20 protein-coding genes are annotated in these 18,038 nt (G+C 32.4%); 9 read left to right on the plus strand and 11 right to left on the minus strand.

Annotation, left to right across the window (positions count from 1 at the left end; translation table 11 throughout):
* A partial coding sequence (locus tag AB8B65_RS12695; protein WP_405301438.1) for a hypothetical protein occupies positions 1-704 on the minus strand: 704 nt, incomplete at its 3' end.
* 203 nt (positions 705-907) lie between these two features.
* Between AB8B65_RS12695 and AB8B65_RS12700 the strand changes: the two genes are divergently transcribed.
* Positions 908-1,300, plus strand: coding sequence for a hypothetical protein (locus AB8B65_RS12700; RefSeq protein ID WP_405301439.1), 393 nt, complete (start codon positions 908-910; stop codon positions 1,298-1,300).
* A gap of 1 nt (position 1,301) precedes the next feature.
* On the opposite strand, the gene AB8B65_RS12705 is transcribed toward AB8B65_RS12700, so the two are convergent.
* From AB8B65_RS12705 to AB8B65_RS12715, 3 genes are read right to left on the minus strand one after another with little or no spacing between them, the layout of a single operon-like run.
* Positions 1,302-1,544 (minus strand): hypothetical protein, encoded by a 243-nt coding sequence (locus AB8B65_RS12705; protein WP_405301441.1) that lies wholly within the window; start codon positions 1,542-1,544, stop codon positions 1,302-1,304.
* The gene (locus AB8B65_RS12710; RefSeq protein WP_405301443.1) at positions 1,531-2,289 is read right to left on the minus strand and encodes a hypothetical protein; all 759 of its coding nucleotides are present in this window, start codon (positions 2,287-2,289) and stop codon (positions 1,531-1,533) included. Before AB8B65_RS12710 ends, AB8B65_RS12705 begins: the two co-directional genes overlap by 14 nt.
* 28 nt (positions 2,290-2,317) lie before the next feature.
* Positions 2,318-2,488: a hypothetical protein gene (locus tag AB8B65_RS12715; RefSeq protein ID WP_405301444.1), complete on the minus strand. Its 171-nt coding sequence runs from the start codon at positions 2,486-2,488 to the stop codon at positions 2,318-2,320.
* Between the two features lie 803 nt (positions 2,489-3,291).
* On the opposite strand from AB8B65_RS12715, the gene AB8B65_RS12720 reads away from it, so the two are divergent.
* From AB8B65_RS12720 to AB8B65_RS12740, 5 genes are all read left to right on the plus strand, one after another.
* Positions 3,292-4,374: a diphosphomevalonate/mevalonate 3,5-bisphosphate decarboxylase family protein gene (locus tag AB8B65_RS12720; RefSeq protein WP_405301445.1), complete on the plus strand. Its 1,083-nt coding sequence runs from the start codon at positions 3,292-3,294 to the stop codon at positions 4,372-4,374.
* A 44-nt stretch (positions 4,375-4,418) separates the two neighbouring features.
* On the plus strand, positions 4,419-5,348 hold the full coding sequence (locus AB8B65_RS12725; RefSeq protein ID WP_405301447.1) for a mevalonate kinase: 930 nt from the start codon (positions 4,419-4,421) through the stop codon (positions 5,346-5,348).
* A 12-nt stretch (positions 5,349-5,360) separates the two neighbouring features.
* Positions 5,361-6,275 carry a geranylgeranylglycerol-phosphate geranylgeranyltransferase gene (locus AB8B65_RS12730; RefSeq protein ID WP_405301448.1) on the plus strand — a complete coding sequence of 305 codons (915 nt, stop codon included), beginning with the start codon at positions 5,361-5,363 and terminating at the stop codon, positions 6,273-6,275.
* A gap of 173 nt (positions 6,276-6,448) precedes the next feature.
* Entirely contained in the window at positions 6,449-7,405 is a 957-nt protein-coding gene (locus AB8B65_RS12735; protein ID WP_405301450.1) for a carbon-nitrogen hydrolase family protein, read from the plus strand.
* Between the two features lie 119 nt (positions 7,406-7,524).
* Entirely contained in the window at positions 7,525-8,463 is a 939-nt protein-coding gene (locus tag AB8B65_RS12740; protein ID WP_405301452.1) for a pseudouridine synthase, read from the plus strand.
* Between the two features lie 124 nt (positions 8,464-8,587).
* Here the strand turns inward: AB8B65_RS12740 and AB8B65_RS12745 are convergent, their stop codons facing one another.
* Positions 8,588-9,058 (minus strand): hypothetical protein, encoded by a 471-nt coding sequence (locus tag AB8B65_RS12745; RefSeq protein WP_405301453.1) that lies wholly within the window; start codon positions 9,056-9,058, stop codon positions 8,588-8,590.
* 387 nt (positions 9,059-9,445) lie between these two features.
* On the opposite strand from AB8B65_RS12745, the gene AB8B65_RS12750 reads away from it, so the two are divergent.
* From AB8B65_RS12750 to AB8B65_RS12760, 3 genes are read left to right on the plus strand one after another with little or no spacing between them, the layout of a single operon-like run.
* A complete protein-coding gene (locus AB8B65_RS12750; protein WP_405301454.1) occupies positions 9,446-9,619 on the plus strand; it encodes a hypothetical protein in 174 nt (57 codons plus the stop codon).
* A gap of 36 nt (positions 9,620-9,655) precedes the next feature.
* Complete coding sequence (locus AB8B65_RS12755; RefSeq protein WP_405301455.1) at positions 9,656-11,581, plus strand: sensor histidine kinase; 1,926 nt, start codon at positions 9,656-9,658, stop codon at positions 11,579-11,581.
* A gap of 10 nt (positions 11,582-11,591) precedes the next feature.
* A complete protein-coding gene (locus AB8B65_RS12760) occupies positions 11,592-12,257 on the plus strand; it encodes a response regulator (protein WP_405301456.1) in 666 nt (221 codons plus the stop codon).
* 68 nt (positions 12,258-12,325) lie between these two features.
* Here the strand turns inward: AB8B65_RS12760 and AB8B65_RS12765 are convergent, their stop codons facing one another.
* The 6 genes from AB8B65_RS12765 to AB8B65_RS12790 all read right to left on the minus strand — a co-directional run.
* Complete coding sequence (locus tag AB8B65_RS12765) at positions 12,326-13,045, minus strand: hypothetical protein (RefSeq protein WP_405301457.1); 720 nt, start codon at positions 13,043-13,045, stop codon at positions 12,326-12,328.
* A 92-nt stretch (positions 13,046-13,137) separates the two neighbouring features.
* A complete protein-coding gene (locus AB8B65_RS12770) occupies positions 13,138-14,538 on the minus strand; it encodes a glycosyltransferase 87 family protein (RefSeq protein WP_405301458.1) in 1,401 nt (466 codons plus the stop codon).
* Positions 14,535-16,040 (minus strand): cellulose synthase family protein, encoded by a 1,506-nt coding sequence (locus tag AB8B65_RS12775; protein ID WP_405301459.1) that lies wholly within the window; start codon positions 16,038-16,040, stop codon positions 14,535-14,537. The genes AB8B65_RS12770 and AB8B65_RS12775 overlap by 4 nt, the downstream gene beginning before the upstream one ends.
* Positions 16,041-16,727 (minus strand): glycosyltransferase family 2 protein, encoded by a 687-nt coding sequence (locus AB8B65_RS12780; protein ID WP_405301461.1) that lies wholly within the window; start codon positions 16,725-16,727, stop codon positions 16,041-16,043. It lies immediately after the preceding gene.
* 357 nt (positions 16,728-17,084) lie between these two features.
* Complete coding sequence (locus AB8B65_RS12785) at positions 17,085-17,561, minus strand: toxin-antitoxin system YwqK family antitoxin (protein ID WP_405301462.1); 477 nt, start codon at positions 17,559-17,561, stop codon at positions 17,085-17,087.
* A 255-nt stretch (positions 17,562-17,816) separates the two neighbouring features.
* A partial coding sequence (locus AB8B65_RS12790; RefSeq protein ID WP_405301463.1) for a 4Fe-4S binding protein occupies positions 17,817-18,038 on the minus strand: 222 nt, incomplete at its 5' end.

Below are 18,038 nucleotides of genomic sequence, written 5' to 3' on the forward strand. Positions count from 1 at the left end.
GATGGATTACCACCACCGGGAAGTGGAACGTCTACTAATTGTGGGAAATCGTCTCCATAACAAATAATATAAGTTACAAACCAATAGTATCCTGGAGAACAGTTTTTACCTCCTAAATGGGTTTCTCCGTGTATATTCCCATCTTCTGTTGCTTCAAAATTACAATACTTTATGGTCATTGTTGTGCATCCTCCAGTGCTTTTCAAATTGTCTAAGCTACCATTATACACTACAGGTTCAGAACTAATAATACCCACAAATGGAGTTTGATCGTCATTTACAACTTCATTTATATACTCATCATCGGGATCATAATTTAAAATAAAAGCTTCCGTTGGCTCTGTATCACTAAACTTTACAATAAGATTACTAAACGTACCACCTAATTGATTGTTTTTATAAATAGGAATTGAAAAAGTTTCTGTACCATCATATTCTTGAATATACATGTCTTGATCGTAGAGAATATCAAAACCGTTTGTAGTTTCTAAAGAAGTTGTTTTACTATCAATTGCGGCAGTTGGTTTTTCTTTTAGCTTTTCTACAAAAGTGTTTAGTTTACTGTAGTTTTCAATTTTACCTTTCTTTAAAAAAGAATGTTCATTTTTTGCAATAGGCTCATCATTTTGACAGCTATGCAAGAATATAGTAATTCCGAATAATAGAATTCCTAGTTTTAAATAGTTTGCAAATTTTTGCTTCATAATCTTTACATTAAATCAGTTATTAATAAAGCAATACAGTTAAAAGGGAATTGGGGAATCTCTAAACTTTAAACTTATTATTATGAAAAAGCATGCATGCAATTCAATCCTAACAAACGTTTTATTACATTTGTTGTAGATCATTACAAATAAACGACATTTTTCACTAAAAACAACAAAACACGACATTTTTCTTGTAAAAAATGAAAGAACGATTTAAAATAGCTTTTGACGAACTTAATCTTAATGCGCAAAAAGTTGCGGATGCACTTGGTATAAAAGCCGATACATTTCGTTCTGCAATTAGGAGAGGAAGTATTAATGATGGGTATTTAATTTTGATAGAGCAAAAATGTGGTATTTCTAAAAAATGGTTAAAAGATGGTATCAGACCTATAAAAGTTAACCATACCGAATCTTTAGAACAATTATTTGAAACTGATTTATTGAATGCATTGGAAAATGTGGATAAAGATATTCTTGTTGCTTACTTAGTTTTACGACAGGATGATTTTTTAAAACTTCCATCATTTAATTTATTCTTTGATAAATTAAGAATTTCTGAGAAGATTAGTAAAATTGTAGATAATGAATAAATTATTTTTTAGTATAATTTTCTCTAATATGATCATATAGTAAATTTTCAAAATATGATAGTTCATCACCATTGACTTTCCTTTTGTGTATTCTTTCAAACTCTTCTAAAAGTTTAATTTCATTATCGCGTAAATCGTTTAATATATCGTTTAAAGAAACAATAAGGTTATTGATTGTAGTATCTTTTATTATAAGCCCTAAACTTTTTAAGCGTAATAAAATTTCTTCTCTATTCTCTGCCATCTGCTACCTTTTCTAATGTTGTAAATATCTTTTTATCCATTATTTCAGAATCTTTCGATATTATTTTTTCGTTGTCTTTATTTATGGCTTTAGCTGCAATATGAAAGTAATGATTTACTCTGATGTCTCCAACGAGTTCAATGAGGTTAATTACTGATGCTTTGTAGCTTTTGAGGGTATGATGTTTTCTGTTTGCTAAATGTTTTAAAAGGAAAAAAATAGAAATACTTATGAGTATGGAAATACTGAAAACTACTAGAATATAAACTGAATTAGGCAAATCATCTGTTTTTTTGAATACAGTATGTAATACCCAAAATAAAGATATGGCTATCCATCCTACAGATTCAAAAATTAAGGATTTCTTTAAATATCCACCTTTTAGCTTGTATACCAATTTGTATGTATACCGCAATGCTAATATTAAAAATGAAAAAGATAATCCAAACACAAAAAACCAATAGTGAAAACTACTTCTTCCGTTAAATGTGAAATTATGTACAATAGCCTTTTTTTCTTTGTTACAGTCTCTTAACTTTTGTTTAAATAATTGCTTATGTTTAATTAAGGTATCTGCATATTCCTCTCTTGTCAAAGAATTAGATAATAATTTATTCACCAATTCTTTATCGATTCTATCACGATCTTTTATTATTGATTTATAAACATATTTATGAGATTCCAATTCTTTTGGCACATCGGGAAATGAAGCATGATATAAAGACATCGTTATGATAAACATCATAAAGATGCCTTTTACTATTTGCTTAAACTTATTCGTCTCCAGTCTCTTCGTAATCTTGGTCATCTACTTTTCCATCATTTGCGGGGTCAACAGTTGATATTTCTATTTCATCCTCACTTGTTAATGCTTCTGGTGTACAACTTGTATAAACAGTTGAAAATAAAATTGTAACCACTACTGTTAAAAATACTTTTTTCATAATACTCAAGTTTAAGTTTTTAAATTACTTATGAAAGTAAATTAATAAATAAACCGCTAAGCATGGAAAATTAAATACTGTATTTTACATATAAATTGTATATTTCTTGTTTTTCGTAAAAAAAAGAAATATTTCACACAAATATATAACAGAGAAGTGTATTTACTTATAGTAAAACCGTAAAAAACTTACGTTATTACTATTTTATAAATATTTACCTACTTATAAAATAATAATTATTCTTACGGTTTTCCGTAATTTAAAAGAATATTTTTAATACTTTTTGAGCGTATTTTGATTCTTATTTAGAGGTTTTAATCACTTAAATTATGCGCACAAGAATTATTGTAATTTGGAAAATAATTGTATTGGAGTATTAGTTTTTAATTTACGTAGGTTAATTCATATATTTTTTTATTAAATTTGAATTATTATTAAATATAGAACTGAATACAAAAGTGAATACGAAATACAGAAAATCAGTCTTTTTTAAATTTATAAATCGCTGATTTACAGACTACTTAATTTTTAAGCGCGAGTTTGCAACTCGTGCCGATAAACAATCAAAAACTAAGATTCGTCATTACGAGCAATAGCGAAGTAATTTGTTTATAGTAGAACGGTATTGTTCATTGAAGTAACAGATTGCCACGTCGCAAACTCCTCGCAAAGACGTTTCAAAAAAATACCAAAAGCAAAACGAGTCTAACATTCTAAAAGCCTCAGCAAGTCTAACAATCTAACAATCTAAGAAGTCTAAATAAGTCTAAAGTCGTATCTTTGCATAAATTTTAAAATCGTCTATGAAAATAGCTGCGTTTCTGCCCAAAGCATATACAAAAAATGTTGTATCCGGAAATGTCACTTGGAAATCGCCAAGTAACATTGCACTTATCAAATATTGGGGAAAAAAAGAAGATCAAATTCCACAAAATCCATCCATCAGTTTTACCTTAGATGCCTGCGCAACAACAACCAAGTTATCTTATAAAAAGCAGGAAACGACAAATACTGACTTTTCTTTTGACTTATTTTTTGAAGGGAAACAAAAAGACGATTTCAAACCAAAAATCAATACGTTTTTACAACGAATTGAGCAATATCTTCCATTCTTAAAAGACTATCATTTTACAATTGAAACCTCAAATTCCTTTCCACACAGTAGTGGAATTGCTTCTTCAGCATCCGGAATGAGTGCGTTAGCGTTGTGTTTACTAAGTTTAGAAAAAGAACTAAATCCAGCAATGACAGACGAACACTTTAATCAAAAAGCATCATTTTTAGCACGTTTAGGTTCTGGAAGCGCAAGCAGAAGCATTGAAGGCGATTTAATAGTTTGGGGAACACATGAAGATACTGTAGGAAGTTCAGATTTATTCGCGATAAAATATCCATATAAAGTACATGAAGTTTTCAAAAATTACCACGATACTATTCTATTAGTTGACAAAGGCGAAAAGCAGGTAAGTAGTTCGGTTGGACATAATTTGATGCACAATCACCCATTTGCTGCGGAACGTTTCGCGCAAGCGCATGAAAACCTCACAAAAATGCAATCCGTCTTAGCAGATGGCGATTTAAAAGAATTTATAGCTATCGTAGAAAGTGAAGCATTAACTTTACATGCAATGATGATGACTTCTATGCCGTATTTCATTTTAATGAAACCGAATACGCTCGAAATCATCAACCGAATTTGGAAATTTCGTGAAACATCAGGATCAAATGTGTGTTTTACCTTAGATGCTGGCGCGAATGTACATGTATTATATCCTGAAAATGAAAAAGATATCGTATATCCATTTATTCAAAACGAATTAATAAAATTTTGCCAAAACGAACATCATATATGTGATAGAATAGGTTTTGGAGCAAAAAAGTCGTAATTTTACACTAACAATAGCCTCAAATTGAAATAAACAACGGACAAATGAAAGGACCTCTTTTCTACTCTAAAATTCTTCTCTTCGGAGAATACGGAATCATCAAAGATTCTAAAGGTTTATCCATTCCATACAACTTTTACAAAGGAGCTTTAAAAATCGATGAAAATCTTTCGGAAGAAGCAAAAGATTCTAACAAAAGTTTACAAAATTTTGCCAATCACTTAGACGCTTTAAACGACGAATTGGTAACGTTTGATGTGGCTGCTTTAAAAAGCGATTTGGAAAACGGAATGTACTTTGATTCTTCTATTCCGCAAGGATATGGAGTAGGGAGTTCTGGCGCGTTAGTGGCTTCTATCTACGATAAATATGCGTATGATAAAATCACAGTTTTAGAAAACTTGACGAGAGCTAAATTATTAAAATTAAAAGAGATTTTTGGAGCTATGGAATCCTTTTTTCATGGAAAAAGTTCTGGTTTAGATCCATTAAATAGCTACTTAAGCATTCCGATTTTAATCAATTCCAAAGATAATATTGAACCTACAGGAATTCCTTCGCAAAACGAAGTTGGAACTGGAGCTGTGTTTTTATTAGATAGCGGAATTATGGGCGAAACGGCACCAATGGTGAATATTTTTATGGAAAATATGAAGCAAGAAGGTTTCCGTAACATGCTGAAAGATCAATTTATAAAACATACCGATTCTTGTGTGGAAGATTTCCTAAAAGGAGATGTAAAATCTTTATTTGGAAACTTAAAATCATTGTCAAAAGTTGTTTTCAAAAACTTCAAACCGATGATTCCACAACAATTTCATTCACTATGGAAACAAGGAATTGATACCAACGATTACTACTTAAAACTTTGTGGATCTGGCGGAGGCGGATATATTCTTGGATTCACACAAAACATCGAAAAAACAAAAGAAACGCTAAAAGATTACAAACTTGAAGTAGTTTACAACTTCTAAAGTTGGGCGCAAATGTTATCTAGAAAGCGAAAGCTATTTTACTACAAACTTTTTAGTTTATTCTCTGTTGTAAGAGGATACAATATCCTAATTATTGTCATTGCACAATATTTGGCAGCAAGATATATTTTGGCGCCAAAAGAAGGATTCATGGAAATTATTTTAGATAAACATATACTAGCACTTGTGTTGGCTTCCGCAGTTGCTATTGCTGGCGGATATATTATCAATAATTTTTATGATGCGGAAAAAGATTTAATCAATCGACCTAAAAAATCAATGTTAGATCGTTTGGTAAGTCAACGCACAAAAATTGTAACCTATTTTACCTTAAACTTCATTTCGGTTGCCATTGCAAGTTTTGTGTCGTTCAATGCATTTATATTCTTTTCAGCGTATATTTTCGGAATATGGTTTTATTCTCATAAGCTGAAAAAGATACCATTTTTGGGGAATTTGACTTCGGCAACGCTAGCAATTACGCCATTTTTTGCCATATTTATCTATTACGGAAACTTAAACAGCGTCGTATTTGTACATGCAGCTTTTCTGTTTTTATTAATTCTAATTCGCGAATTCATCAAAGACTTAGAAAATATCAAAGGCGATTTGGCACAAGATTACAAAACAATTCCAGTCATATACGGAGAAAAAGTTTCCAAAGCGCTCATCACATTAGCTGCAACTACTGCGGTTTTAGTCACAATATTTCTAATCTCTCGCTACGACACAGGCTACATGCGTTTTTATTTCTACGGCAGTATTGGACTTTTAATTTTTTCCGTGGTGATACTTTACAAAGCAAACACAAAACCACAATACTTATTACTTCACAACATTTTAAAATTCATTATTGTTTCAGGTGTTTTCAGTATTCCGCTTTTAAATATTGATGTCATTTTGAACAACATCACGCGTGTTTTGTGATAAAAATTTACAAATAACTCCAAATTGTTAAAGCGATTTTGAAGCGTGGTTTTCTTCTTGAAAATTGGTAATTTGTAGCAATTCAACAAGTATTAAAATGTTAATTTTTTAAAGGTTCTTAACTTTTCATCGACAAATAAAAGGGAGGAATACTAAATCATAAAAAATAATCTATGTCATCTTCATACGAATTAAAAGTTGCCTTAGCGCAAATTGCACCTGTTTGGTTAGATAAATCGAAAACCTTAGAAAAAATACAGCAATACATTTTGGAGGCAAGTCAGCAAAACTGTGAACTCATCGTTTTTGGTGAAGCCTTATTGCCAGGCTATCCGTTTTGGGTTGCCAATACGAATGGAGCAGCGTTTAATTCGACTACGCAAAAAGAAATACACAGACATTATGTCCAAAATTCTGTGCAAGTAGAAAAAGGTGATTTAGATGCAATTTGCGACTTAGCAAAGGAACATAATATTGCTATTTATTTAGGATTGATGGAACGCGCAGCAGATCGTGGTGGACATAGTATTTACTGTTCGTTAGCCTACATAAATCAAGATGGAAGTATTGAATCCATGCACAGAAAACTTATGCCAACCTATGAAGAGCGCTTAACATGGGCGAGCGGCGATGGAAATGGCTTGAAAGTACATCCGTTAAAAGACTTTACAGTTGGTGGACTCAATTGCTGGGAAAATTGGATGCCGTTACCAAGAGCAGCTTTGTACGGAATGGGCGAAAATTTGCACATTGCAGTTTGGCCAGGAAGTGAAGTCAATACCAAAGATATTACGCGTTTTATAGCACGTGAATCGCGTTCGTATGTGATTTCTGTTTCTAGTTTGATGCGAAAAGCGGACATTCCATCAGATATTCCGCATGTAGCTGAAATTTTAAAAAATGTTCCGGATGAAATAGCAAATGGCGGATCGTGTATTGCAAGTCCTGATGGCGAATGGTTAATTCCGCCTGTATTACACAAAGAAGGCTTAATCATTGCTACTTTAGACTTTAATCGTGTATTGGAAGAACGCCAAAACTTTGATGCTGTCGGACATTATTCGCGTCCAGATGTGACACAATTAACTGTCAATAGAGAACGTCAGCGTACGATCAAGATTACGGAATAGGTTATGAGTTGATTTTGAATGTGTTATTTGTTTCAAAGCTATAAACGAATAATTGATTCTAGATTCGGTTATCGAAAATTAAAAAGTATCTTTGCGCAAAATTTATAGCATAATACACAATGGCAAAAGAGCGACACGGTAAAAGTAGAGTTAAACCAAGCGGGAAAAATGCAGGAGGAAAAAAGCCTTTTGATAAGAAGAAGTCTTCTGTTGGGAAAAAGCCTATTGATGGAAAGAAATCTTCGGATGATAAAAAGTCATTTGAAGGAAAAAAACCTTTTGATAGAAATAAGCCAAATTCAAATTACAAGAAAAAAGCAGCGCCACAGCGAAAATCTTCAAGCAATCCGAATGAGATTCGCTTAAATAAATATATTTCAAACGCAGGAATTTGTTCACGACGAGAAGCAGACATGCACATTTCTATAGGAAGTGTCACTGTAAACGGTAAAGTTGTGACTGAAATGGGTTATAAAGTACAGTTGACAGATGAAGTTCGTTTTGATGGACGCATTATCAATCCTGAAAAGGCAACTTATATTTTACTAAACAAACCAAAAGGATTTTTAGTAACAACGAAAGATGAAAAAGGTCGTAAAACGGTCATGGATTTAGTGGCAGGTGCAACAACTGCAAGAATTGTTCCTGTAGGACGTTTGGAGCGACAAGCAACAGGTTTGTTATTATTTACAAACGATGGAGAATTGGCGAGAAAGCTAACAGATCCACGACAAAGAGTGCGTAAAATATTCCATGTAGAATTGGATAGAAACTTGAGTCAGGCGGATTTCAATAAAATTAAAGATGGGCTCAATATTCGTGGTGACATACATGGAGTTGACGAAATTTCTTGGATTCAAGGCGCTTCAAAACGCGAAGTAGGTATCAAAGTAAGTACGGGAAGCAATGGTTTGGTCAAAGCAATTTTTGAACATTTATCGTACACCATAGCACGTTTAGATCGTGTTGTCTTTGCCGGACTAACAAAGAAAGACTTACCAAGAAGTCATTGGCGTGAATTAAACGCACAGGAAGTTATAAATTTAAAAAATCTATAAATTTAGTACGCTACATACATAACAGAAACCTCTCATTTTGGGAGGTTTTTTTTGTTTTAGGCTTTTTGAAACCTTCTACTTTCTATTAAAAAGCACTACGCTAGATTAACTAATTATGAGCAACTTACATATTTTGATGTAATATGTAAAGTCCCAAATTCATCAAAAAAACCGACCAATAAAAAATCAGTGTAATCTTATTCTTCTGAATTACAATTTTTAATTTCTCTCCCATTGATGCAGTTTCTTTCTTTACTTTCATTTGTGTTACAAGACTTTCTGCGGGAATAATTTCTGTAGGTTGCGTAGGGATTTCTCTATTGTTTTTTTCAATAATAAAATCGGAGTAATTTTCAAAACCAAGATAGCAACACAAGCAATTTGCAACGGAACTTTTAAGAGCTACATCTTCACCTTTCATTGCTTTATTATACTTATTTCGAAGGCTTTTTTCATGATATTGAAAGTGACATTCGTTCATCATATAATCTGAAATTTTCTTGGCGAGCCCTGTAATGGACATCGTTACTCCAGTGGCTTCTTTTACTTCTTTTTTTGCTTTTTCAAAAGCACTTAATACTAACTCTCTATGCATGACTTCTAGTTTTAGGTTTCTTTTTCATTGTAAAAGCGTTTAAAAATATCAGAAAATCAGGGGAAATTAATTTCTTCAAACTTTCCCAAACTCTTCCCTAAACTTTCCATTCATTCATCAAAAACCTCAGTTTCTTTGTTTCAGAAATATTTCTAAAAACTGAGAATTAAAGCAATTTGATCTCCTGTATTTAGCTCAGTTTATTCGTGAGATAAGAAGCAATTAGATAGCTCTTGGAAGTAGCTACACGTATTGTAATTATCTCTTCACTTCCCAAAAAAAACACTAGAAATCGGCGCCATTTCTATTTCGCTGTGTTGCCAAACATTGACTACGCTGAGTATTCTCGGACGGCAACACGTATGTCCAATTTTTAAACTATACAAAATGAAAAAATTTAGCTTAATAATACTTACGGTTTTCCTCAATTGCGCATTATTTTCTTGTACGCCAACCTCAATTGCCGAAGAAGAAGTACAATTTGAACAACAAGCCACTGAAGGTGAAGATGGAGAAGTTTCCGAAGGAGAAGGAGAAGAAGAGAAACCTAAAGGAAGTTAAACGACATTGTAATTATATTTTTACTATTTTAGAAGGATGAAACTACCAACGGTGACATCCTTCTTTTTGTTTTTTCTTCTTATTCTCATGAACAGTTGTGAGATAGGTGGTATTTCCGAATCTAAAAATGATGCTGAAATATTAGCTCTTAGCGACAAAGCTTACTATGAAGCTGACGATAAAAATTTCAAAAAAGCTATTAAAACAACTCTTGAAATGTTAAGGCTAGCCTTAGAAAGGAATGAAATAGAATCAGTTAAAAAAGCCTATGATAAATTAGCAAGATATTACTTCAATTATAAAAAAACTGATTCTGCAATTTACTACACAGATAAACTTTATCAAGTAGCAGAAAAAACGGAAGATGTTGCAAGCATGGCAAGAGCTTGTCATAAAAAAGGATATTATTTCAAAAAATTAGACAGCTTTGGGTTGGCCTTAGCAAACTTTGCGGATTCAAAAAGTTTATATTTAAAATTAGGCGATACAATTCAAGCAGGAAAAGAGCTATTAGAAATTGTTAACGTTCAAAAAAATGAAGGAAATTTTGGCGCATCTGAATTATCTGCCTCTGAAGGATTAAAATATTTAAAGGGCAGTAATGAATTAAAATCAATAGCGGGATTATATCTGGCTTTAACTAGTATATCAAGAGAAACAGGTAGGATAAAAGTAGCTAACGATAATATTGATAAAGGATTAGACCTCCTAAAAGATTCTATTTCAGTCAAATTAATTGGGAGAAAAATCATAGGATTACTAAGAAATGCCAAAGGAAATACGTTGAAAGATTTAAAAAGATATGATGAAGCTATTGATTATTTTAATTTAGCTTTTGAAGATTATAAAAAAAATACTTTAGAAACTAAACGAACACAATTTAATTTAGCACATACATTATACCTAAAGAATGGATTCAATAAAGTATCCGATTCTTTACTTCAAGACTCGTATGCCTACTATGTATCTAAAGATTTGCAACCAGAAAAATTTTCTACATTATTGAAGTTGGCTGAATTATATAAAAATGTTGATAAAAATAAGTTTTCCAAATACATTAATAAAGCATTGGAATCTGCGAAAATTCGTAAGATGAAAAAATCAATATATGAAGCATTAGAATTAAAGCTTGAAGTTGACTATACTGTTACAGATTATAAGAGGTTTATTCTTCTAAAAAATGAATTGCAAAGAGAAAAAGAAGATGTAGATTATTTTTATATTAATGATAGATTTAATTATGAAGCTTCTGAAAAAGAAAATATAATCCTCGAAAACAAAGAATCAAAAAGAACCCAACAACTTCTTGGGTTATCACTTTTTCTAGTTGTTTTAATCGTCCTCATCTTCTTCATCTACCAAAGAATCAAGCGCAAACACAAAATTGAAAAAGTAAAAACAGTGCATGTTACGGAAGCACGAATTTCTACAAAAGTACACGACGAATTGGCAAATGATTTGTATGAACTAATGTCACAACTAGAAACTTCGAGTCCTGAAAAAGAGACAATTCTAGATAAATTAGATGTAATCTACAATCAAGCACGCGATATTTCTAAGCAAATTCAAAGTGTAGATACTGACCAAAAATTTGCGGATGAACTCAGTAATTTGTTTAGAAGTTATCAATCAGAAAAGGTAAATGTTTTGTTAAAAAGATATGATATGGAACTTTGGAAAGGAATTTCTTCGCACATAAAAATCACCGTATATCGTGTGTTGCAAGAATTGCTTACAAATATGAAAAAGCACAGCAATGCTGCATTAGTAGTGGTTTCTATAGAAAAGAAAAATAAGAAATTATTTATCCAATACATTGATAATGGGAAAGGCTTTACAGAAGAAATTTCTAAAAATGGATTGCAAAATGCGGAAAACCGTATTCGCGCAATTAAAGGAAAACTTACTTTTGATACAGAACTTCACAAAGGTTGTAAGTTTAGTATTAATGTTCCAGTATGATAGATAGCCTATGTTTACTAAAGTTTTAATTGCCGAAGATATGGATGACATCAACACAGGTGTCCTTACAGTACTTTCCAAATTGGAAATCGATACTGTACACCATGCACAATATTGCGATGATGCAGATTTGAAAGCCAAGAAAGCACGGAAAGATAAAAAACCGTATCAATTATTAATTACCGATTTGTCTTTTGTGAAAGATCACAGAGAGCAAACCTTAAACTCTGGAGAAGATTTAATTGTAAAATTAAAATCAGAACAACCCAATTTAAAAATCATTGTATATTCTGTGGAAGATAAATTACAACGTGTCCGCCGATTGATAGGTGAATACGGAATTAACGCGTATGTGTGTAAAGGAAGAAAAAGTTTGCAAGAACTCGCAAATGCCATCAAAGAAGTCTTTAAAGGAGAACAATACTTGTCGCAACAAATCAGCGCCGCATTGAGTCCTAAAAACGACATGGAAATTGATGATTATGATATTAAATTGCTGAAATTGCTTTCAAAAGGAATGAGTCAGGATGAAATTGCAAGCGATTTAAAAAAGCGCAGTATTTCGCCTAATAGTCTGAGTTCTATAGAAAAACGATTGAGTAAATTGAAAATTTATTTCAAAGCCAATAACGCAATTCACTTGATTGCAAATGCGAAAGATTTAGGATTGATTTAAAAATAAAAGCAGTTTTTTCTAAGGATAAAAATAACTAGAAAAAACTGCTTGAATAGAAGAATATCTTACTATAATGTCGCAATATAATCGACTAATTTAGCAAAGTCTTTTTGATTTTTAAGCTTTAATCTTTCCGATTTTATATAGCTTTTAATTTCGTCTTTTTTTTCAGGGAAAAGCTTTGTAATTGCTTTCTTTTTTGGACTTACCATGACTGGAATTCCTTCTTTAAGAATATAATAATAGTCATACTGTGTAAACTTAGCAGCTCTATCAGCTTGGTTTGCAGTCAATGCTTTTTCATTTGGAGAAAACACACATTTCTTTCTAAGTAATAATTTTACATTGGTATTTGTGTTTAATACTAAAAAATAACCTTGTTGTACATTGCCATCTTCATCTTTATAAGAAAGTAATTCTAAAGTTTTATTTCCGTAGGTAAGTCTTGAATTGTCTATCTTCATCAATGCACCAACTTCTTCTCCATTAATAGGCATTAACTCAATTTCGTCTGTATATGTATTGAAACGCATCATTACATTTCCATACGATTTATCACCAACAAAAAATTGTCCTAATTTATAGTTTTGTTCCAAATATGGACTCCCTTTTACATTGTTCCAATCAATTTTGTATGGATCTTTTTCTTTGGTATTTAAAAATTTTCGAATCTGATTGTACATTTCAGTAGTAGTTTCAAATTCTCTCGGAGAGCCACTTATTTGTGCAATTAATGAGTTGCCAAAAAGTAACAAAAATGCAATAGGTAACAGTTGTAACGTTTTCATAATCAGTAAATAAATTGGTTATAATAATAAAAATAGCGAAAAATGTGGAACTATTCAGCCCTTTTTATCATAATATTAGTGTTAAATACTATTTATGAAGCTTCAATTTTTACTTTTTTTTCTTTGCGAAGAAACAATTCATAGATCAAAAATGTGTACACAATAAGGTATTCCAAAGCTACAAAACCTAGGTTTTCTGCATAACCTTCATTTTGATAAGCGGTATAACTAAAAATGACCATAAACGACCAAACTACAGTAAATCGATAGTTGGTAAATACACTTAAAATCAGCAAAGTAGCTAAATACCATGGATGCATAGTGGTTGTGGTAAAAAAGTAGAACGAAAGTCCAAATAGAAGCGCCGTGATTGTTTTATGAAAGTCTTTATTATTTCTGAAAAGACTTATTCCTGCAACGAAAATCAATACAAGTATTGGAGTAACTCTACCAATATCTTTAATCAAATTCCAGCCGATAGTTTCATAGCCAATCCAACGTGCAATGTAATAAAAGCTTGCGTTAAACTCGAAATTTTGAAACCACAATTCAACAGTTTCTTGATAGTTTTCAATAAATTCTTGCGATAAAAAGGGTAAAAATAAAATGACAATTGTTGCCAATACAATTCCGTAAAAAGCCAATAATTTCAAAATGCCTTTCCATATAGTTGAAAACGTATTTTTAGACAATTCAGAAGCTTTATGTTTGGTAAACCATTGAAAGAATATGGGTAAGAAAATTAACGGAATCAGTTTTACAGAAACGGATAAAGCCAACACTACTGCGGCTAATTTCCAGGAACCTTTGTGTAATAGATATAAACTCCAAACTACGAAGAAAATCATGACACCTTCAAAATGTAGGTTTCCTGTAAGTTCAATAATGATGAAAGGATTTAGAATATACCACCAAATATTGTTAACAGATATTCCTAAACGTTTTAATAGTTTTCTGCCGAAATACAAAGTTCCAATGTCTGCAAGAATAATTAAAAGTCGCAAAACGACAACCGAACCGACAATACTTTTCTCTGAGAAGAATCCCGCGATAGCGAAACATAATTGATTGATTGGCGGATAATTGGTATAATGAGAAGCACTTAAATTCCCCATTCCGTTGAATAATTCCTGCGCTTCTGCAATTGGTGCGGTTCCGGAAGCCATCAAATCGTTTGGTAAATATAAATACGGATTCCAGCCTTCAATGAGCATTCTTCCATCCCAAATAAAGCGGTAAAAATCTTGTGACAAATTGGGAATACTTCCTATAAAGATCAATCGGAACGCAATGGCAATTCCCGCAAGGAACCAAAAACTACTTTTTTTCAGTTGAATTAATCCTAAAAAACTAGCAAATCCAATCGCGTAAAGCGAAATTAAAATAGTAACATCAGTACGTACTAACGGATAGCCAATGTAGAAATATACAAAGGCACTAAGAAACACAAGTACAATAGAGAAACGTTGATATTTCGCTACGGAAGCGATCACACTTTTGAACGAATCGAATTAAAAAATACAAAAGCGAAACCTAAGAATAGCATTAAGTGAAACGGAAACAATCCAAAATCATTTAACGGATATGCGCTGTACATTCCAAACAAAAAATACACCATTAAGATAGCTTCAATAATGGTATTTGCTGAAATTTTCTTTTTAACGTATTTGTTGTTTTTCCAAGAATCTTTCAAGTTTTTAATGTTGAATTTTGGCGTACGAACAAATTCACTACGTTTTCCAGCATGCCCTTCTATAACGGCTATTGAATTGTGCACAGAGAATCCCATCGCAACTGAAAAGAAAGCGAAAAACATCTGAATGTATTCGAGAAATTTTAAAAATCCACCGCCTTGAACACGCTTAAACGGAAACCAAAAACAGATGAAAAATATGATCGTACTTACAATAAAGAAACTTGAAACAGTGAAGTAAATTTCTAAATGTCCGTACGTGTTTTTTATGTACAACATCGGAATACTTAAAATACCAACAAGCAATACGTTTAAAAACATCGTACTATTTAGTAAGTGTAAAATTCCGTGAATTTTTGTCTTAAATGATATGTTTTTAGAGAAAATAACGCGCTTAAACATTTTGCGAAAATTCTCTGCGCCACCTTTATTCCAACGGAATTGTTGCGAACGTGCCGCACTAATAACCACAGGCAATTCGGCAGGAGTTTCTACATCTTCCAAATACTTGAATTTCCAGTTTTTTAACTGTGCGCGGTAACTCAAATCTAAATCTTCGGTAAGTGTATCGCCTTCCCAATTTCCAGCATCAATAATGCAGGTTTTACGCCAAATTCCGGCAGTTCCGTTAAAGTTGATAAAATGACCTTTGGAATTTCTTCCAACTTGTTCAAGCGTAAAATGTGCGTCGAGCGCGAATGCCTGAATCTTTGTAAGCAATGAATAATCGCGGTTAATATGTCCCCAACGTGTTTGTACCACGCCAATTTCATCATCTTTAAAGAACGGAATTGTCTGTTTGAGCCAGTCTGTTTTTGGAAGGAAATCGGCATCAAAAATGGCGATAAATTCACCTTTCGCATCAACTAAACCTTCTTTCAGAGCACCGGCTTTAAAGCCCGATCTGTCTTCACGTCGAATATGTACAATATCCAATCCGAGTTTTTGTATCTCTTTAATTTGTGCTGCGGTAGAAATAACCGATTCGTCTGTAGAGTCATCTAACACTTGAATTTCGAGTTTATCTTTTGGATAATCGATCAACGCAATATTATCTAACAAGCGTTCCATTACATACAATTCATTGTACACAGGAAGCTGAATGGTTACGTACGGCACTTCATTCGAGTTATTCAAATCAAAGCGTGGCGCATTGTCCTCTTCCTTTTTTGATCGTAAATAATTGATCAATAAGTTCAACTGTGCCAAGCTATACATTAAAATCAAAATCAGAGCGATACCGTAAATTGCCATGACAAAAAACGAAGCTGCTAATTTGTAAAATTCTGCATCAAATCCCATTTACTTAAAACTATATTTAAAAATCCAACCTAAAATTTTCACGCCCGCAAATATAGTACCTTTTACGGTTCCTGAAACTTTTGAGACACCAATTCTCTTTTTATATTTTACAGGAACTTCTACGTATGACAGTTTCTGCTTCAATGCTTTGAGTTGCATTTCCACTGTCCAGCCATAGGTTTTATCTTCCATATTCAAATTTAGGAGTTTCTCGTACTTAATTGCTCTAAAAGGGCCTAAATCGGTAAAACGTGCGCTAAAAAATAGCTTCATCAAAAAAGTAGCGAGCCAATTTCCGAATACTTGTTGCGGCGTCATGGAGCCATCTTCTCGAAGCGATTTTACACGCGAACCAACGACAAAATCAATATCTTGCTCAATAATTGGCGCCACAATTTTAGTCAATTCTTCAGGATAATCCGAATAATCGCCATCCAAAAATACAAGAATTGTTGGCTTTTCTTCCTGATTGGCAATATATTCCATTCCTTTCAAGCAAGCATAACCGTAACCTTTTCGTGGTTCTTTCAATACTGTTGCGCCTGCGGCTTTGGCATTTGCTTCCGTAGTATCGGTAGAATTATTGCTCACCACAATAACTTCGGTGACATTTTTGGGGATTTCCTGAATCACATTTGCAATAGAATCTTCTTCATTATATGCAGGAATGATGACTTTTATGATCATATTTTATTTTTCTTTCCTGCGTAGGCAGGAATCTATTGTTATATTTTATATTATAAATGTTGAATGCGTTTCCAAATTGCGCTTAGAAATATATTTAACATTCAAAATTTAGCATTTATAATTTTTAGTTTCCAAGTTGTTCTCGATACAGTTTTTCTTCATTTTAGTACGAAAAGCCACTCGAACTGACGTTTTGAGTATAGCTTTTATGTTATATTTTATATTATAAATGTTGAATGCGTTTCCAAATTTCGCTTAGAAATATATTTAACATTTAAAATTTAGCATTTATAATTTTACATTTCTATTCACAAGTAGCTAAAACCAGCAACTAGTAACTAACAACAAGCAACTAAATTACTTCAAATCCCAAACGCTATTTTCCTTTTTAAAACTCTTTAAATCGGTCCATTCGCCAATTTTCTTTCCATTTTGATATTTTTCAGCACGAATCAACTCTTCATCCATATAGCGCAGGCAATATCCGTTTTTCTGATTATTCTTCAATTGACATTTGTGATTTACGTTTCCATTCATATCAAAAAAAAGCCACCATTTGCTCTTTTTTCCATTCACAAAATGTCCTGCACTTTCCTTTGTGCCATTTGCGCGATAAAAGTACCAATATTTTGCGGGTTTCCCATTCTTGAAGCTACCTTGTTTTTTTAGCGCTCCATTTTGATAATAGAATTTCCAATGTTTTATTTTTACACCTTTTTTAGTCCAGCCTTCTTCTTGAAGCTGTCCATTATCGAAATAACTTTTTTTATACTTCTTTTGTGCGCTTGCACTGAATGTAACACTCAAACAGATGATGATTAATAGATGTTTCATGTTTGTTGGCTTTTTGCTTCTAGCTATTAGCCGCTAGCTTTTATGTTATATTTTAAATTGTAAATGTTAAATGAGTTTCCAAATTACCATGTAAAATGCATTTAGCATTTAAAATTTCAAGTTTCTAAGTTGTTCTCGATACAATTTTTCTTCATTTTATTGCGAAAAATCACTCGAACTGACGTTCGAAATTATATAGTTTAAAAGTTATAAGTCTAGCATAGGATTTACATCTCAATACTAATACCTCACTACTTATTTATTCTCCTCTAACATTTCAAATAAGTTTACATCGTTTCCTAAGATAACTTCAGGAATTTCGTGACGCGTAGCGCCATCATCGGGTCCGTTTTCTAACTTTAAAACTCCTCTTGGGCAAACTGCGCTACAAACTCCACAACCTACACAAGAAGAACGCACAATATTTTGTCCTTTTTGCGCATACGCACGCACGTCAATTCCTTGTTCACAATAGGT

Source organism: Kordia sp. (assembly GCF_045105435.1).
Classification (GTDB): domain Bacteria; phylum Bacteroidota; class Bacteroidia; order Flavobacteriales; family Flavobacteriaceae; genus Kordia.

Excerpts from the sequence above, each read along its gene's own strand:
- AB8B65_RS12700 (WP_405301439.1), top strand. The coding sequence starts at position 908 with ATGAAAGAACGATTTAAAATAGCTTTTGACGAACTTAATCTTAATGCG.
- AB8B65_RS12705 (WP_405301441.1), bottom strand. The coding sequence starts at position 1,544 with ATGGCAGAGAATAGAGAAGAAATTTTATTACGCTTAAAAAGTTTAGGG.
- AB8B65_RS12710 (WP_405301443.1), bottom strand. The coding sequence starts at position 2,289 with ATGATGTTTATCATAACGATGTCTTTATATCATGCTTCATTTCCCGAT.
- AB8B65_RS12715 (WP_405301444.1), bottom strand. The coding sequence starts at position 2,488 with ATGAAAAAAGTATTTTTAACAGTAGTGGTTACAATTTTATTTTCAACT.
- AB8B65_RS12720 (WP_405301445.1), top strand. The coding sequence starts at position 3,292 with ATGAAAATAGCTGCGTTTCTGCCCAAAGCATATACAAAAAATGTTGTA.
- AB8B65_RS12725 (WP_405301447.1), top strand. The coding sequence starts at position 4,419 with ATGAAAGGACCTCTTTTCTACTCTAAAATTCTTCTCTTCGGAGAATAC.
- AB8B65_RS12730 (WP_405301448.1), top strand. The coding sequence starts at position 5,361 with ATGTTATCTAGAAAGCGAAAGCTATTTTACTACAAACTTTTTAGTTTA.
- AB8B65_RS12735 (WP_405301450.1), top strand. The coding sequence starts at position 6,449 with ATGTCATCTTCATACGAATTAAAAGTTGCCTTAGCGCAAATTGCACCT.
- AB8B65_RS12740 (WP_405301452.1), top strand. The coding sequence starts at position 7,525 with ATGGCAAAAGAGCGACACGGTAAAAGTAGAGTTAAACCAAGCGGGAAA.
- AB8B65_RS12745 (WP_405301453.1), bottom strand. The coding sequence starts at position 9,058 with ATGCATAGAGAGTTAGTATTAAGTGCTTTTGAAAAAGCAAAAAAAGAA.
- AB8B65_RS12750 (WP_405301454.1), top strand. The coding sequence starts at position 9,446 with ATGAAAAAATTTAGCTTAATAATACTTACGGTTTTCCTCAATTGCGCA.
- AB8B65_RS12755 (WP_405301455.1), top strand. The coding sequence starts at position 9,656 with ATGAAACTACCAACGGTGACATCCTTCTTTTTGTTTTTTCTTCTTATT.
- AB8B65_RS12760 (WP_405301456.1), top strand. The coding sequence starts at position 11,592 with ATGTTTACTAAAGTTTTAATTGCCGAAGATATGGATGACATCAACACA.
- AB8B65_RS12765 (WP_405301457.1), bottom strand. The coding sequence starts at position 13,045 with ATGAAAACGTTACAACTGTTACCTATTGCATTTTTGTTACTTTTTGGC.
- AB8B65_RS12775 (WP_405301459.1), bottom strand. The coding sequence starts at position 16,040 with ATGGGATTTGATGCAGAATTTTACAAATTAGCAGCTTCGTTTTTTGTC.
- AB8B65_RS12780 (WP_405301461.1), bottom strand. The coding sequence starts at position 16,727 with ATGATCATAAAAGTCATCATTCCTGCATATAATGAAGAAGATTCTATT.
- AB8B65_RS12785 (WP_405301462.1), bottom strand. The coding sequence starts at position 17,561 with ATGAAACATCTATTAATCATCATCTGTTTGAGTGTTACATTCAGTGCA.